General features: G+C 68.5%; 10 protein-coding genes and 1 tRNA gene. 8 read left to right on the top strand and 3 right to left on the bottom strand.

From position 1 onward, the window contains the following. Positions 1–98 precede the first annotated feature (98 nt). From ACZ3TI_RS32180 to ACZ3TI_RS32170, 3 genes are all read left to right on the top strand, one after another. A complete protein-coding gene (locus ACZ3TI_RS32180) occupies positions 99–1277 on the top strand; it encodes a hypothetical protein (RefSeq protein WP_465732468.1) in 1179 nt (392 codons plus the stop codon). A gap of 11 nt (positions 1278–1288) precedes the next feature. Beyond that, positions 1289–2536: an ATP-grasp domain-containing protein gene (locus ACZ3TI_RS32175; protein WP_465732466.1), complete on the top strand. Its 1248-nt coding sequence runs from the start codon at positions 1289–1291 to the stop codon at positions 2534–2536. 677 nt (positions 2537–3213) lie between these two features. Further along, a complete protein-coding gene (locus ACZ3TI_RS32170; protein WP_465732464.1) occupies positions 3214–4335 on the top strand; it encodes a tyrosine-type recombinase/integrase in 1122 nt (373 codons plus the stop codon). Between the two features lie 841 nt (positions 4336–5176). Here the strand turns inward: ACZ3TI_RS32170 and ACZ3TI_RS32165 are convergent. Then, positions 5177–6103, bottom strand: coding sequence for a hypothetical protein (locus tag ACZ3TI_RS32165; RefSeq protein ID WP_465732462.1), 927 nt, complete (start codon positions 6101–6103; stop codon positions 5177–5179). A gap of 471 nt (positions 6104–6574) precedes the next feature. Between ACZ3TI_RS32165 and ACZ3TI_RS32160 the strand changes: the two genes are divergently transcribed. Continuing rightward, a tRNA-Met gene (locus ACZ3TI_RS32160) sits at positions 6575–6648 on the top strand. Positions 6649–6799: 151 nt separating this feature from the next. Continuing rightward, entirely contained in the window at positions 6800–6946 is a 147-nt protein-coding gene (locus tag ACZ3TI_RS32155) for a hypothetical protein (protein ID WP_465732460.1), read from the top strand. Between the two features lie 228 nt (positions 6947–7174). Here ACZ3TI_RS32155 and ACZ3TI_RS32150 read toward each other — a convergent pair whose 3' ends face one another. Further along, positions 7175–8788, bottom strand: a complete 1614-nt coding sequence (locus tag ACZ3TI_RS32150; RefSeq protein ID WP_465732458.1) for a peptide chain release factor 3 — start codon at positions 8786–8788, stop codon at positions 7175–7177. 66 nt (positions 8789–8854) lie between these two features. Next, positions 8855–9124 (bottom strand): hypothetical protein, encoded by a 270-nt coding sequence (locus ACZ3TI_RS32145; RefSeq protein ID WP_465732456.1) that lies wholly within the window; start codon positions 9122–9124, stop codon positions 8855–8857. A gap of 373 nt (positions 9125–9497) precedes the next feature. Here ACZ3TI_RS32145 and ACZ3TI_RS32140 point away from each other — a divergent pair, with 373 nt between their 5' ends. The 3 genes from ACZ3TI_RS32140 to ACZ3TI_RS32130 all read left to right on the top strand — a co-directional run bounded on the left by ACZ3TI_RS32140 (position 9498) and on the right by ACZ3TI_RS32130 (position 17369). After that, positions 9498–10796: a tyrosine-type recombinase/integrase gene (locus ACZ3TI_RS32140; RefSeq protein WP_465732454.1), complete on the top strand. Its 1299-nt coding sequence runs from the start codon at positions 9498–9500 to the stop codon at positions 10794–10796. A gap of 1240 nt (positions 10797–12036) precedes the next feature. Continuing rightward, the gene (locus ACZ3TI_RS32135; RefSeq protein WP_465732452.1) at positions 12037–16524 is read left to right on the top strand and encodes an AAA domain-containing protein; all 4488 of its coding nucleotides are present in this window, start codon (positions 12037–12039) and stop codon (positions 16522–16524) included. After that, positions 16521–17369 (top strand): hypothetical protein, encoded by an 849-nt coding sequence (locus ACZ3TI_RS32130; RefSeq protein ID WP_465732450.1) that lies wholly within the window; start codon positions 16521–16523, stop codon positions 17367–17369. The genes ACZ3TI_RS32135 and ACZ3TI_RS32130 overlap by 4 nt, the downstream gene beginning before the upstream one ends. Positions 17370–17414 lie beyond the last annotated feature (45 nt).

The following is a 17414-nucleotide window of genomic DNA, read 5'->3' as shown; positions in this document are numbered from 1 at the left end:
GGCGCCGCCGGTACAGGCCCCGGCAGACAGCCGGGCCTCCGGGCAACACCGACCCCAGTGCCGTCACAGGCCGTCGCGGCGGCCGACCAGGAGCAGACGTGAACAGCAGCCAACTTTTCGACGGTGTCGCACACCACCCCCGGCAGCACACCTCTCCCGCCACCGGTCGCTCGGGCTCACCGCTGCGCGACCACGTCCTGTGCAGCCTTCCCGCCGCCCTCAGCGACCTCTCGGCAGGGCGCCTGACATATGATCAACTCACCGACTCGCACGAGCAGATGCTCCGGAAAGTCACTCCGCAGTGCCTCTCCGAGGACGACGAGCGGACCGCGCGGCTCCTCCAGCTCGATCTGCTCTTCCTGCTCAGCGGCTACGCGCCCGCAGGGCCGCACGCCGCGCCCCGCGCCCTGGCCGAGCTGATATCCGCCCAGTGCGCCAGGTTCCCCGCCCTGGATCCCCATCTGAGCTATGAACTCCTGATCGACGTCAACTGCGAGGAATACCGGCGCAGCGGGGACATCCGGGTGTTCTCCGCAGGCCGGGACGCCGCTCTCGAACGGGACTTCTACCTCGGCCACCACCTCTCCGAACCGTGGGCCAAATCGGCCGCCTACGGCCTGCGCTCGCTGGTCCTGCCGGCGGCCGCCGCCCGACCGGCCGCCGTCCTGGACGACGTCGTCGAGCACCTTGCGGAGTTCACGCGGTACATGGCCAGGTACCGCAAGCTGTCGCAGGAGGCGTTCAACCGGTTCCGCCCCTATCACATGGGCCATCCCGGCGGCGCGCGCGGCGCGAGCGGTGCGTTCATGCCCAGTGTCCACCTCCTCGAACTGGCCCTGCTGCCGCCGTCGGAGGGGTACGGCATCTTCCTGGACCAGTCGATGTCCTACTTCCCCTCGTGGTCCCGGCCCGTCATCGCGCGTTGGCGCGGCGACTCCATCCGGGGTGCGAACGTGTCCCAGCGGCTGCGGGACGGACGGCTGGTGCTCGACCGCGCGGGCCGCGATCGGCTGGTCAGGGTGATCGATAAGTTCGTGGACTTCCGGATGGCGCACCTGGGCGTCACCCGGCACGCGCTCCCCGAGGTGTTCCGGGAGCGGACCGGGTTGACCCGTCGCGACATCCGCGAGCAGGGCGGCGAACACGACATCCTGGACGGCCGGGCCCCCGGCACGTCGGGGTTCAGCGTCCGGCACGTGCTCACCAATGCGGTGTACCGGCTCCTCGCGCTCCGCGCCGATGTCGCCCACCCCGGCTCTGCTCCGGCCAACCGGTAGGCAGGCAACCGATGTCAGCATTCCGTGTCGCAGTCGTCGACGCGTTCGGCACGTCCTTCGGGTTCACCGGCGCGTTCGGCGCAGTAGGCGGCGAGGTGATCCAGGTCCGGAGCACGCCCGTCCCTCCGGTCGGAGTCGATCCGGTGGACGACCGGTCCTTCGGTCATGTTCTGGTCCACGGTGGCGAGTTGGACGTCCTGGCGGCGCAGCTCGCCGCGCTGGGGCCGGTCGCGGTCCTGGCCGGTCGCGAGACCGGGGTGGAGCTCGCCGACGCCCTCTCCGAGCGGCTGGGGCTGGCCTCCAACGGCACGGCCCTGAGCAGCGCGCGGCGCGACAAGTATGTGCAGATCGAAACGATCAAGGCTCAGGGCGTCCCCGGCATGCGGCAACTGCGAACCGGTGACGAAGCCGAACTGCTGGCCTGGCACGAGAACGTGGGCGGGATCGTGGTCGTCAAGCCCCTGCGCGGTTACTGGGGTGCCGGCGTGTCGTTCTGCGATGTGCCGCAGGACTCGGTCGCCGCGCTGCGCAGGCTGCGCAGCCGCCGTACGGTGCTGGGCGAGCCGATCACCGAGGTCGTCGCCCAGGAGTACCTGGTGGGCGCCGAGTACATCGTGAACACGGTCAGTTGCGCGGGTGTGCACCAGCTGACCGACGCCTGGCGCACCGAGCGGATCGAGGCCAACGGGGTGCGGGACCTGGTGACCGCGCAGGTGCTGCTGCGCTCCGACGAACAGCCGGTCGGCGAGCTCTTCGACTACGGCCGCCGGGTGCTGGACGCCCTCGGCATCCGGTACGGCGCGGCGCACCTGGAGATCAAGCTGACCCCGGACGGCCCACGGCTGGTCGAGGTGGGCGCCCGCGTTTCGGGGCTGCCCTACTACACGGCCGAGGTCCTGGGCGAGGGCCAGCTGGAGTGGACCGTCGACGCCTACGTCCGGCCCGAGCGGTTCCGCGCCCGGGCGGGCCGGCCCTACCAGCGGCGGCACGCGTTCGCCTGGGCGGCACTGGTCGCTCCGGCTTCGGGACGACTGCGGGGCTACCGCGCGCTGGACCGGCTCAAGCAGGTGGCGAGCTTCCACTCCCTCACCGTGCAGGTGAGGCCCGGCGACGCAATCACCGCGACAACCTACGATCGCGAATACCCGGCTACCCTGACGCTCAGCCACCCGGTGGATGCCGTCCTGCAGCGCGACCTCAACACGGTGCGCTACCTGGACGGCCCCGGGATGTACGAGATCACCCCGGCGGCCGATTGACAGGTCCACCGTCCAGATCGCCATCACCCCGACGGCCGGCTCGAACGCCCGGTCTCCGCCCGGCGCGCATGGATCGGCTCGGCACCGTCGGACACGGTTCAGCCCTGATGCCATCAGGAATATCTCACCCGAGATCCTTCGACATGCCGCTTCCATTGGTGACGATGCGTAGTAGACCAATCGGACAGGAAGGCGGCCGGCCGACAGGCCATACCCGCGCCAAATCCACCGATCGCTGTTATCGAATTTCTCCCGACCTGTCAGCATGAGCGGCTCGCTGCAATTCGTCCGACCTCGAGGCCGCGGCCCCGAAATCGGTTGCGCACAGTAGCGAGATCCGGCGCTTGTGTGCCGACCCTGCAAGCACCCCGAAACCTGGAACGAGCCAACTACGCCTCGGCACGCCCAGAGGGTCCTCACCACGAGCCCCAGGTCAGAGGCCTGATCCGGTGTTGGTGATCGCATGGTGATCGCAGACGACCCTCCAGCCGGTCGCACCGCTAACCTCCGCGAGCCGATCAAGAACCCGATGACCGCTGGAGGAACAAGAAGTGCGCAAGTCAGCACGGCCGGGCCGGGTCTACCGCCGTTGCGGATGCCGGGACGCGACCCGGCGCCAGCTCGGGGCGGCGTGTCCTCGCCTGGCCGAGGACGGGCACGGTACCTGGACGTTCGCCGTGGACATCCCCTCCCTCAGCGGCCGCAGGCGCACCGTGCGCCGTGGCGGCTTCGAGGACGCGTTCGCGGCCGAGACGGCGCTTCGGCGCTTCCTCGAAGGGCGCCGGCTGGGCTTCGACGCCGACCCGCACGAGACGGTCGCCGCCTACCTGACCAGGTGGCTCAAGGGCATGGAGTTCCTGCTCAAGCCCACCACCTACGCCCGCTACCGCACCTACGTGCTCTGCGAGTTGATACCCGTCTTCGGCAAGCTGCGCCTGGAGGAGCTCGCCCACGACCACATCGCCGCCTACGCCCACGAGCAGCTCGACGCCGGCCGCGGACGTCAGGCCCTCTACCACTGCCTCGCCACGCTCTCCAGCGCCCTGGGCTCGGCCGTGCGCGCCCACCGCCTGCCCTTCAACGCCGCCCAGCCCCTGCCCATGCGCCGGCCCCGCCCCGACGAGCGCGTGCCCTGGACCGCGGAGCAGGCCGTCGCCTTCCTCTCCCACTGCCGCAACGTCGACCCCGCCTTCGCCGACCTCTTCGAAGTCATCATCGGCACCGGCCTGCGCAAGGGCGAAGCGCTCGGCCTCCAGCGCCCGTGCGTGCGGCTCGACGACCGCGTCATGTACATCCGCCACACCCTGTCCGCGGTCGACAACCATGAACTCGTCCTGACCGCGCCGAAGACAAAGAAGAGCCGCAACTGGGTGCCCCTGTCCGAGCGCGTCGCCGCCGCACTCCAGCGTGCCATGGCCAGGAGCACCTCCACCGGCAACGACCATGTCTTCCAGGGCGCGGACGGCAAGCCCCTCCACCCGGCCGCGGTCCGCCGGCGCTTCCACGAGCTTCGCGAGCAGGCCGGCCTGCCACACGTCACCATCCACGACCTACGGCACCTCGCCGCCACCCTCGCCCTGGAGGGCAACGTCTCCATGGCGGTCATCTCCAAGACGCTGCGCCACTCCACGCTCTCGACCACCGCGAACATCTACAGCCACCTGACCTGGGATGTCGGGATGGCCGCGGTCCACACCATCGAAGCCAGGCTTCGCCTCGTCGAAGCCCGCGCGCGCGGCGTTGACGTCCTCGTCCCCAGCAGACCCGCACCGAACCCGCTCTTCAGTCACGCCGCCTGACGGCGCTACAGCCACATCCCACGCCAGGGGCCGCACAGAACACCGTTCAGCCGGTCCACAGCTGACGTCCCACCCAAGTAACCGCCCACAAACGGCTGCCGTGGGTCCCATTGGCATGCCCGCCCATGGGGGAATCAAAGCCGGGCCAGCGCCAACCTGCGTCCGAAGGGCCTGTCAGACGCGCTCAACTCTCCAACAAGGGAGAGGCCGGCCGCCCTGAGGTGCTCCTGAGTGCAGGTAGTGCCCTCCGGGCACGACGTGAACGAGCGTTCACGACCACACTGCGACCACCAACCACGAAGGCCGTCTCCGCCATCCGGCGGAAACGGCCTCTGACCTGCAGCGATGCAAGTCGGGACGACAGGATTTGAACCTGCGACCCCTTGACCCCCAGCTCGTCCGCTCAGTCCAGAACCCGCAGGTCAGGGCCTGCCACATCCAGGCCGCATGACGCCTGGTGCCACCTCATGACACCCAGTCCGTGAGAGGCGCGTGAGAGGTGGCAGACGACTGGAGCCCCGAGAGTGACGTGCCTCACAACTGCGTACGACTCGCTTCCGGCTGTTTCCGCCCGCCCGAGGACGGCCGGAGAACGACACGGTCGCAAACTTTGGTGGCGGCGATACGACATTCACCTGTCGCCGAGTTGATCGCGGCATTCGTAGACCGCCGCCCATCTCCAAGGTCCTCGCCACCCAGCCGGTCAGATCCTCTGTCGACGTCCGCTTGGATTGACACCCCCAGTTGTTCGGCTTCCGGAAGCCGGCCGGGAAGAACCACATTCCGCGTCCGATTGCCCCAGCGGCTTCGAGTGGCGCCGGGCGCGTGCACCGGGGGCAGTTCAGCCGAGCTTCCAGAGCGTCAGCCCGCCGTGGTCGTCGACGGTGGTCCAGGTGCCGTCGCCGCGCAGCCGGGGCTCGGCGGCGAGACGGCCCCGGATCGCTCCGCTGGCGAGGTCGACGACGTACGGAATGTTCCACTCGTCGTCCTCGGTCTCGCCGGCGACGGTGATCACCGCAGTGGCGGCATCAAGGTAGCCGCCGCTCCACGCGATGTGGGGCTCTTCGACCTCGTCGTTGTCATCGGTGCTCCCGTCCTCGTCGGCTGCCGCGGGAGTCAGGAAGCGCTCGACGGCGAAGCGGCACAGCTCGGTGCCGTCGGGGAAAGCGTGGAAGACGGCGTCGTCCTCACCGTGTCCGACGGTCATGAACTCCCGCCCGTCGGGGGAGACATCGATCAGGCAACGGTCATCCCACGGGTAGGAGTGGACGCTGATCGCGTCCCCGTCCAGACGGCCGTGGAAGAGGAAGACGCCGTCCTGGCCTTCACCGACGTCCAGGAGCATGTGAATGCCGTCGGGGTGGGCCACCTGGTGGGCGCCCTGCCCGACCGTGGGCAGGGCGTATTCGGCGATCACCCGCCCGTCGGCGGCGTCCACGACCAGCCAGCGGTCTCCGCCGTCACCCCGGCCCAGCATGGCGTCCGGCCGAAAGATCCACACCTGCGAACCGTCCAGCGAGAAGGCGCAGTTGGCGAGCCCGATCGAAGAGTGCGCCGGCGGCGTGAAAGGGATCCGCCAGCGCACCGCGCCGTTGGCGTCCAGGCACATGGCCTCGTGCTGGGTGGCAACGACGACGCAGCCAGCGTCGGGCGCGAGAGCGGCGCCCCACGCGTCACGTGGGCGATCGCCCAGTCGGAACACCGCACAGGGCGCGACGGGCTCGTCGCCGGCAGCCGAGAAGTCCACCGCGAACAGAGTCCCGTCCAACGCCCACGACACCGGGCCGGGCCCGGACGGAACCACCGAGGCAACCGCTGGGGACGATGCCGTTTCCGGCGTCAACGGCTTGGTCGTGGCGATCGGTCGAACGGGCAGCAGCGTCATGGGGTGAAAGGTATCGGGCCGCCCCGACAGGCCAGGCCAGGCCAGGCCTGGGGAGAATCCGGGTACACGGGGTGGGACGCAATGGCAGCATGCAGCCCCTGTCGGGAGCCGAACCGCCCGACCTGAGTGTCGTCGCCGTGCATGCAGTGCACGGTCAGGGCGACGGTCGCCCGCAGCCAATTCGTCTCCGAGACGGCGATTGCGTACGAGCTGTCCGCTGGTGACCAGCCATCCGGCAGGTGACGCTCATGATGGATTCCTGGGCCGCCGCCACCTGCCGCAGGCATTTTCTCGGCGGCGGCGAAAATGAGATTTCGCGCTGTGCGGGATGTGCCGTAGAGTCGGTGTCACCGACGCGGGGTGGAGCAGCTCGGTAGCTCGCTGGGCTCATAACCCAGAGGTCGCAGGTTCAAATCCTGTCCCCGCTACTACGCAACAAGGCCGGGCCCGTCGCACACAGTGCGACGGGCCCGGCCTTCGTGTTGGTTCGGTCAACAATCGATGGCGGTGTCGACCTCGATTCGTCAGCGGTGAGCGGGCCGTGATCATCCTGGCGCTTTGCCCGTAATTTCCCCGTTAATGGAACGCCGGGCATGCCGACGCGAACTCCTCGACCGGACGCCGATCTGGAACCAGCGCCATCTCCTGCACGTACTGCGGGAGTTCGAGGACCACTACATCGCCCACCGCCCCCACATCACGCACTCCACCAGGACACGTCACTGACATCACGGCCCGTCCCGATCGCCGATCCCGGGCGGATCCCCCGGCTGGACGTCCGCGGACGCGACCGTCTCGGCGGCACCCTCCACGAGTACCGACATGCCGCATGACCTGCACGGACTAACTCATCGGCAGCCACAGGGGCGGCGCGCGCCGGAAGACCCCCGGCAGGGGCCGCATCATGCGCCGTCCGCCGTGCCAAGCGGCGCCGCCGTGCCGAGAGGTCGGTGATCAGTCCGCCGTGGCGATCAGCGGCTGGAGCAGGACGTCGGGCTGGGCGCGCTGGAAGGCGTTCAGGTGCCACTTGTCGGCGAACAAGGCCAGCAGCACGTCGTCCGAGCGGCGGGTGAGCACCTCGCCGTTGGTCAGGCGGGCTTTGGCCAGGGCTGCGGCGCCGTCGGCGTCGGTGATCCGGGCCAAGCGGTAGGAGAGCTGGTCGAGGGCGATCGGGGAAGAGAACTCGTGCTCCATCCGGTGCAGGATCACGTCGAACTGCATCGGGCCGACCGCAGCCATGACCGGCGCCTGGTCGCCACGCCGGTCGGAGACCAGCACCTGGATCACGCCTTCCTCATCGAGTTGGGCGACGCCCTTGCGGAACTGCTTGGAACGGCTGATGTCCTTGGGCCGTGCCACCGCGAAGTACTCGGGGGCGAAAGCGGGCAGCGGGGGAAATTCGGTCTTCTTGCCGGTGTAGAGGGTGTCGCCGACCCGCAGCGCGCTCGCGTTGATCAGGCCGACCACGTCGCCGGGGTACGCGGTGTCGACCACGGTGCGCTCGGCTCCGAAGACGGTGTGCGCGTACTTGGTGGCGAACGAGCGGCCGCTGGCCGCGCGGGTGACGTGCATGCCGCGCTCGAAGACGCCGGAGCAGACTCGAACGAAGGCGATCCGGTCGCGATGTGCCGGGTCCATGTTCGCCTGGATCTTGAACACCAGGCCGGAGAACTCCTCGCCGACCTCGCGGCTGCCGCCCTTGGCCAGCGGGCGGGGCCCGGGAGCCGGAGCGAGGTCGACCACGGCGTCCAGCAGGGGCTTCACACCGATGTTGGTCAGCGCGGCACCGAAGAAGACCGGGCTGATCTTGCCGGCCTCGAAGGCTTCCTGGTCGTAGCCGGGGCCGGAGGAGAGCACCAGCTCCAGTTCCTCCAGCGCGCTCGTCCAGGCTTCGCCCTCCTGCTCGGCGGCCTTCTCGGAGGTGAGCTGCTCCTCGAGGGCAGCGTGCGTGCCGGCTGGCACCTTGGTGTAGCGCAGCATCTGCTCGGTGTTCCCCGCTTCGACCAGGCCGCGCAGGTTGCCGGCGTTGCCGACCGGCCAGACGACCGGGACGGGGGTGATCCCGAGGTGCGTCTCGATGTCCTCGAGCAGGGTGAGTGCATCCCGGCCGCGCCGGTCCCACTTGTTGATGAAGGTGATCACGGGGACGCCGCGATGGCGGCAGACCGCGAAGAGCTTGCGGGTCTGCTCCTCCAGGCCCTTGGCAGCGTCGACCAGCATGATCGCGCAGTCGACGGCGGCCAGCACCCGGTAGGTGTCCTCGGAGAAGTCGGCGTGGCCGGGGGTGTCGACCAGGTTCATCACGTGGTCGCGATAGCCGAACTGCAATGCGGCCGAGGTCACCGAGATACCGCGCTCGCGTTCCAACTCCATCCAGTCGCTGGTCACGCCGCGTCGGTCACCCTTGGCGTGCACCGCGCCGGCAGATGTGATCGCCCGCGCGTGCAGCGCCAGCGCCTCGGTGAGCGTGGACTTGCCCGCGTCCGGATGGCTGATCACGGCGAAGGTCCGTCGGCGGCCGGCCTCATGAAGGACCTGCGGGACGGGGACGGTCTGTTCGGTGCTCACGTGTTTCCTCGGGTACGCATCGGCAGCAGGCCGGGTGACGCCTCTCCGTACCTGGTGAGCTGAGGATCAGGTCCACAGGCCCAGGAAGCGATAGTAGGCTGCCGGGCGGCATGACCCCGAAATTCCCGTTTGCCGGCTGCTGCCCCGGCTCCAGCTGGGAAAACAGCCGAACTGCCAGGAGTCGAAGCCGAGGCCGAGCCGGTCCGGGGTCCCCAGCCACAGGTTGCGCCGGCCCCGCTCGGAGTGGATCGTCAACTCGCCTTCCTTGACGCCCTGTTTGGCGACGGTGCCCTGGATGAAGTGCCGGGCGAGCTCCTCGCTCTCGCAACCGGCCATCTGTGGGGCTCGGAGAGTCGTCGCTGCAGGTCAACCCACGTATCGGTATGTGCAGGCTGGCATCGCCCGGATTGGTCGGCCTCGCCCACGACAGGTGAGCAATCCGGACGAAGTCGGCTCGCAGGGCGCGATGATCCGGATGCTCCCGAGCCCGTGCTCAGCGGTCGTATCGGGACGCTACGCCCTGCGACACCGAGCAGTGCCAGCGAGTCCACGATCCCTTGTCGCCACGACAAGGGATCATCCCAGGTCAGACCAGGTTTTGGCGCCCCCGGTGAGAGCGGGTTGAGTGCGGCACTGCTCGCTCTTCGATCCGCAGCACGAGAGCATGAGCATGGCAATTTCACACGAACCTCCCTCGGGGGCGATCACCATGCGTTCCGCAGTCCACGCCGGGCACGTCTTCCGCCGGTGCGGCTGCCGCGACCAGCAAGGCAAACAGCTCGGAGCCAGCTGCCCCAAGTTCGCCACCGAGCCCGATCACGGCACCTGGACCTTCTCCCTCGACCTCCCCTCCCCCGGCCGGCACCGCAACATCGTCCGCCGCGGCGGCTACCCCAGCGCCGAGGCCGCCCGGGCCGCTCTGCGCCGGATGATCGAAGGGCAGGCCGCCGGCTTCAACGCCGACCCCAACCAGACCATCACCGACTACCTCACCTCCTGGCTCAAGGACAAGAAGCTCACCCTCAAGCCCACCACCTACGTCCGCTACCGCGACTACGTCACCAACGACCTGATCCCCGCCTTCGGCCAGGTCAGACTCGACGATCTCGGCCACTCCCCCATCGCCGCCTTCGTTCACACCCAACTCGACGCCGGACGCGGCGAAGTGACCGTCCACCGCTGCCTCGCCACGCTCTCCAGCGCCCTCGGCGACGCCGTACGCCACCACCGGCTCCCCTACAACCCGGCACGCCCGACCGTCATCCCGCGGCCCGCCGCAGCCGAACGCCAAATCTGGACCGTCCAGGACGCCATCCACTTCCTGCACTGTTGCCACGCCGCCGATCCCGCCTTCGCCGACCTCATCGAGGTCCTCATCGGCACCGGCATCCGCAAGGGCGAAGCCCTCGGACTCCACTGGATCGACGTGCACCTGCCCGAGCGTGTCCTCTACATCCGCTACACGCTCTCCGCCATCGACAACAACCACCTGGTCATCACCTCTCCGAAGACCCGCAGCAGCAAGGCCTGGGTCGCCATCTCCCCGCGCGTCGCCGTCGCCCTGCGTCACCGGGCCGAGGCAAAGAGCCCCGCCTGGTCGATCCGCGGCGGCTTCGTCTTCCACCGCCCCGACGGACGCCCTCTCCACCCCGAATACGTCCTCAACCACTTCCATTACCTCTGCCGTGAGTTCGGCGTCCCCCGCACCACCATCCACGACCTACGCCACCTCGCGGCGACCATCTCGATCACCGCCGGGGTGCCCCTCACCGTCGTCTCCAAGACCCTGCGGCACGCCACCCTGTCCATCACCGCGAACATCTACGGCCATCTGACCACCCAGGCCGCCCGTGACGCCGTCGACACCATCGACCACGCCCTCACCACCGCCGACCAACCGGTTCCCGCCCCTATCCAGCTCCCCCACCCGAGAACACCGGACACTCACGCACCCCGAAGCCCCAGACAACTCACCACGGCCAAGAATCCAAATCAGAAGGCAAGTTGACGCTCACGCCCGGAGGTCGAGAAGATCCATCCCAGATCACCGATATCACAATGCACTCACAAGGCCCCGAAAACGCGTCAAGGCCGCTCCCGCCATCAGGCGGAAACGGCCTACGACCTGCAGTTTTGCAAGTCGGGACGACAGGATTTGAACCTGCGACCCCTTGACCCCCAGTTAAGGGGTTCAAGTAGTGTCGCCTGCCGAGGCCTTGAGCCCTCGGTTTCTTTGTTGCTCAACTACGCTGAAACTATGGAATGTTGGGACGCATCATAGACTCGCCTCCGTGTCCTGGCTCGATCACGAGCGACGACCCGTCAGCGTTCAGTTCGTACATAGACGCCCGTTTCGACCCACGGGCGCTCATAGGCGCTCATCGCGTGTGGTCCCAAAGTGGTCCCCAAATGGTCCCCAGGGCTCCAGACCAGGTCCCGTCACCGCGAGTAACCGAGATCTGACGGCCCCTCAGCAACCGTCGCTTGCAGCCCCCGGCAGCGACGCCCGTGACACCGCTCACCGGCCGGGTCGCTTCGAGCGGAACAAGGTCGACTACCCACCGGCTACGGATCGCGATCTTCCAGGTGGTGTGTCGTCTTGAGCGTGTCCTGCCCGACTGGATCTGACGTGCCTCGCGAACCGCCCGGTACGCCCTGCCGACACGCCCGACGAGGCGGCGAACCTGGGAACCCGGGATCACCGGGTCCCAGCAGGAGGAGTCCATGGGACAGCGTTCACAGCGTGGCCGGGTCTATCGGCGGTGCGGGTACATGGACGGGAATCGGAAGCAACTCGGGCCGTGGTGCCCGCGGCTGGCCGGAGACATCAAGCGCGGTAAGTGGACGTACGCCGTCGACCTGCGAATGAAGACGGACGGTGCCGGGTCCGCCGCCGCGGCGGGTTCGCCAGCCGCGCTGAGGCGGCCAGGGAGACGGCCGCATCGTGGACGGCGAGCTGCGCGGCGTCTACGAGAACTGCCGCACAACGGTCGCCAGTTTCCTGCGCGAGTGGCTCGCCACCAGGAGGGCGCACCTTGGAGCAGACACAGGTCTGTGGGCGCACTCTTCCCCCGTCGGATGGACGCGGCGACCAGGCCTGCAACTCCCAGCACCCGGCCACGCCGATCCACAAACAGCCGTCAGGCAGCCTTGGACGAAACCGACTTAACAATTGCGCCAGGCATGCACCTAATCAGGACATCGTTCGTCGTCCGCATGCTCGGCTTGGAGGACTGCCTCATTCTTGAATGTTCGCCACCAGACGACAGGGAGTGATGGTGAGTTCCTCCACGCGCCATGCGCGCGACCCGGAGATCGTCGCCGCGACGACGCAGTTGGTCAGCTTCCTGCGGGAGCTGGTGCAGACTGGCACCCGCAGGGTGCGGGACTGTCGGGACAAGTCGAGAGAGATTCTGTGGCTGGCCGACTTGCCGGAGGATGTGGCCCAGCCGAGTGCGCGCGAGGACGGCTTGGTGTTGTCGCTGGACTTCGTTCCGCCTGCTGCACCTCCGGAACTGCCTGCTGTGCTTGAGGGGTGGGTGGATCCGGTAGCCGCGGCTGACCCGTATGCGGGGGATCCGCCTCTCGCAGGGGAGGGACCAGCAGTGCAGGTCCGCCCGCAGGATCCGCTGCCGATGGCTGGAGAGTTGGTTCTCCGGCATGAGGCAGCGGAGCAGTTGGCCGCCTATACGACTTGGTTGACCAGGTGGCGACGATGGGCGGAGGCAGAGCGAGGGGACGCTCCGCGTCGGAGCCTGTACGAGGGCTTGTACGCGTGGCACCAGGTACTGGCGGTGCAGGACGATCAGCGCGAGCTCGTCCTGGCGGTCGGCCTGCTCTCGTTCGAGGACTCTGCCGGCGCGGGCGTGTTCCGCCACATGCTGACGCAGCGGTTGCACACGGCCGTGGACCGGCGTACTGCCCGGCTGACGGTGCGACTGGCCCCGGACGGCGCGCTGCGGGTGGAGGACCAGGACTTCCTCGACAGCGATGACGGATGGGATCCAGAACGTGCGATCGCCGTAGGGGAGGAATTGCAGGCCCGGTCCCCGCACCCCTTGGGGGAGGCGGTCCTTGAGCAGCTGGCTCAGTGGCACGAGCGTGCGCTCGCCCGACCTGTGGTGTTCACTGCGGCCTGGGAGGCTCCGGACAGGGCTGGCGACCCGGTCGCGCGCCTAACCTATGCGCCAGCCTTGGTGCTGCGCCCGCGTGACCGCAACTCCCTCATCCGTGTCTACGAGCAGATCGGCGATTCGATCGCGTCAGAGGCGTATGCCCCGTTGGGCATCGCGCAGTTGGTGACACTGGCCAATGACAACGAGCGCCGGGCCTGGACCGGAGTTCCACCCGAACCCTTGCTGGGGGATGACCCGCTATTCCCGCTGAAGACGAACGCGCAGCAACGGCAGGTGCTGCGCCGCCTCGAACAGGACACCGGGGTGGTGGTCCAAGGACCGCCTGGAACTGGCAAGACGCACACGATCGCGAACCTGACCGCCGCGCTCCTCGCGGAGGGCAAGCGCGTTCTGGTAACCAGCGCCCGGGACCAGCCGCTGACAGTCCTGTTGAGCAAGCTCCCGCCGACGGTCCGGGAACTGTGTGTGCTCCTGCTGAGCGCCACCAGCCGCAACGGAACCAGCGAACTGGACCGCTCCGTGAACACGCTGATCGACCAGGTTGCCGCGGCCGATCCCGAGGCCGTCACCGCTGCAGTCGACCGGCTCGCAGCCGAACGTCACCGGCTGCGTGCACGTATGGAAGCCGTCACCGACCGGATCGTCGCCGCGCGTGTGGCGGAGACCGAACATCACTCGGACGTCGCCCCGGGATACGAGGGCACCCTCGCCGCTCTGGTGTCGCAGGTGCAGGCGGAGGCCGACGATCTGGACTGGATCGGCACCCTCCCCGAGCAAACCACGTCCACACCTCCGCTCGGCCCAGCCGAAGCCCTGGAGCTTCTCCTCCTGCTGCGGGCGGGCGCGATGAAGGAGAACAACCCCGGCTGGCTCCCCGCCGAAGACGATCTCCTCTCGGTCGATGAAACGGCCCTGCTCATCGAAGCGTCACGTTCGGCGGACAGCGGTCTCGGCACCTCGACACTCCGGGTCCGCGACGCGCTCACGAGCCTCCCGATCGCCGTCACCGACGAGATCGCCCACCACCTCGCCGAGGCACTGAAGGCACTGCACCGCCTCGGTCTGCCCGCCAACCCCGCCCGGTGGCCACGCGACCACTGGCAGACCCGCGCTCTGACCGATCGGCTCGCACGCCGGGAGACCTACGTGTGGCAGCGCGTCACAGCGGTCGGCCCCGACCTGGAACAGGCACGCAGGCTGCTGGAAGCCACCGGCATGGCCACCGTCATCCTGCCCGAGCCGCTTACGCAGGACCGGGCAGCCAGCCTCATCCACTGCGCGGAAGAGTTGCGGGACTACCTGCGTGACGGCGGCAAACTACGGACCCGCTTTCCTACGGCCGTCCAAAAGCGCACGCACGAGATCCTGCAAACCTGTGCCGTCGACGGGCGTATCCCACAGAGTGTCGACACCCTCGGCACCTTGATCGCCCATGTGCGCGCCCACCGCGACGTCCTCGCTGCCACCGCCCGCTGGAACGCCGCCGGTGTGACCTGGCCGGCTGCCGACCCACACACTCAGCTGGCACGTCTGGTCGAACATCACGAGCAACTCGCCGCCATCGACACCTTCGCCAAGGCCCGAGAGAGCGCCGACTCTCTCCTGGACCGACACGGCCTACGCATCCCGCTGAACACCACGGAGGAATGGCACGACCTCGTCCAGGCAGAAGACGCGCTCGGCCGCCGCCGAGAGGCCGACGCGGCCGACCGCGATCTCGGCGCTCGTGAAAGGGAGTTGCGCGCCCACGCAACTCCCGCCCCGGCCGCACTCGCCCTCGCAGACGCCCTGCGGGACCGCGACACCAACGGCTACGCGGCGGCGCTCCAGATGCTCCTGGACGCGCGCGACGCCGCCTCGTCCCACAGCCGCTGCATCGAACTGCTCACCACCTTGCAAAAGGCGCACCCCGCGCTCGCGGAGCAGCTCACCCGCGACCCCGGCCACCCCGTCTGGGACCAGCGGATGAACCGGCTCGGCCCCGCCTTCGCCTGGGCGGCCGCGTCCCGATTCGTTGCGCAGCAGCCCACCGCAGGCCTCGACCACCGGCTCCAGGCCGAACTCGCCCAGCTGGACCAGCGGCTCGAAATCGTCACCGGAGACCTGGTCGCGGCCCGCGCCCGCGCCCACCTGATCGCCAGGATCACTCCCGAGCAGCGCTCCGCCCTGCAGGCATACCGCTCCCACATGACATCCGTCGGTAAGGGAACCGGCCGCCATGCCGGCCTCTATCGCGCGGCCGCACGCGACGCCATGAACGTGGCCCGGGACGCCGTGCCCGCCTGGGTGATGCCGATCGCCCAAGTCGCCGAAACCCTCCAGGCGCACCGGGACGCCTTCGATGTGGTCATCGTCGACGAGGCCAGTCAGGCCAGCATCGACAACCTGTTCCTGCTCTGGCTCGCACCGCGCGTCATCGTCGTCGGCGACGACAAGCAGTGCACCCCACCGCCGAACGCGCTCGGCCCGCTCCAGATCGTGCAGGACCGGCTCACTGCCTACCTGCCCGACCTGCCCCCGCGCCTGCGGCAGCTCTACACGGCCCACACCAATCTCTACGGGCTGCTGACCAACTTCTTCCCCAAAGTGATCCGGCTGACCGAGCACTTCCGCTGCATGCCGGAGATCATCAAGTGGTCCTCCGACGAGTTCTACGACAAGACCCTCATCCCGCTGCGGCAGTTCGGCGGAGACCGGCTGCCGCCGTTGGCCACCCACTACATCGCGGACGCCGTCGTGGCGGGCCGCGACGGCCGCATCCATAACGACCGCGAAGCCGAAGCCCTCGTTGACCACCTTGCCACCCTGATCGACGACCCCGCCTACCGCGAGCGCACGTTCGGCGTCATCGTCCTCCAGGGCCACCAGCAGGTCCGCGTCATCGAGCGGCTCATCAACGCCAAGATCCCCGCCACCGCCCGGCAACGGCACGCCTTGCGCGTCGATGTCCCCTCCGGATTCCAGGGTGACGAACGCGACGTGATCCTCCTGTCGATGGTGATCACCAGTCCGGGCCGCATCTGGGGAGGCAACCGGTTCGAGCAGCAGAACTACAACGTGGCGGCCAGCCGGGCCCGGGACCAGATGCACCTGTTCCACTCCGTGCCCCGGCATCGTCTCAAGACGGATGACCTGCGTCTGAAACTCCTGGCCCACATCGAAGACCCGGGCGCAGTCTACGACAGCCAGGACCTCGGACCGGTCCACCCAGACCGACCGAACCGGGCTTTCGACTCCCTGTTCGAGCAGCGTGTGTACCTGGCGATCACCGCGCGCGGCTACCGGGTCGTGCCCCAGTTCCCTGCCGGCGGCAAGCGCATCGACCTGGTCGTCGTCGGCGCCCACCAGCGCCTCGCCGTCGAATGCGACGGCGACTACTACCACTCCGACGCCGACGACATCCGCAAGGACCACCAGCGCGAGCGCGACCTGGAACGCGTCGGCTGGCAGTTCTGGCGCCTCCGCGACAGCGAGTTCCGACGCGACCCCGAGGCAGCCCTCGCCAGCCTGTGGCCGCTCCTGCAGCGGCTCGGCATCGAGCCGAAATACACCGACGAAGAACCGCATGTCACCTCGACCGCCACGGAAGGATCCCAGTGACCGACACCACCGCTCCCGATATCTCCCAGCTCGACGTCGCCACCCTCAAGGAGCTTGCCCGCGTCATCTGCGGGGACGACGACCTCTACTACCGCAGCGGCCGGGACATCTCCGAGTTCCTCACGCGCGCCGGCTGGGAACACGTCCCGGCCTACCAGGGACAATACCGCCGTGAATGGACTGTTGAACTCCTCAACGAACGCCGCCACTTGCCTGGCCAGTTGGAGAAGGTCCTGCTCCGGCTGGCCGAGCCGCTGGAGTACCTCGACGAACCCGAGCAGCTCGCCGCCGTCGTCACCGCTGTCAACGCCTTCCTGATCCACGAAGGACTTCGCATCGTCACCCCAGGAGGCCGGCCCCGCATCGTCACCTGCGACCCGGCACTCGCCGGCCCCGGACACCACTCCCCCGCCGAGTTCCGCGGCACCCTCGCCGACATCATCACCGACCCCCGCGCCGCCCAGGTCCTCCAATCCCGCATGGACGAAGCACAGACCTGCTATGAAAACGGCGCCCACGTCGCCGCGATCATCATGCTCGGCAGCATCCTCGAAGGCGTCCTGCTGCGCGCCGTCCTGGAACGCGACCCCTCACTGCTCGGCAACGCCAAGGTCGACAAGATCTCCCTGGCCGAACTCATCAAGCGCTGCCACAACGCCGGCTGGATCGACGCCGACATCGAGAAGTTCTGCCACGAGCTACGCGAGTACCGCAACTACGTCCATCCCCGCCAGGAGATCGACGCCACCCATACCCCCGACCGCGACACGCTCAACGTGTCATGGCAGGTGGTCGGTGCTGTGCTCAACGACCTTCACGCCAGCCGACCGCAGACCACCTCCTGACACACCAACGAGCCTCGCCACACGAGGACGAGGGCACCCTCGCGG

Source organism: Kitasatospora sp. NPDC023120 (assembly GCF_055560835.1).
This window is presented reverse-complemented; position numbering and strand designations above follow the sequence as displayed.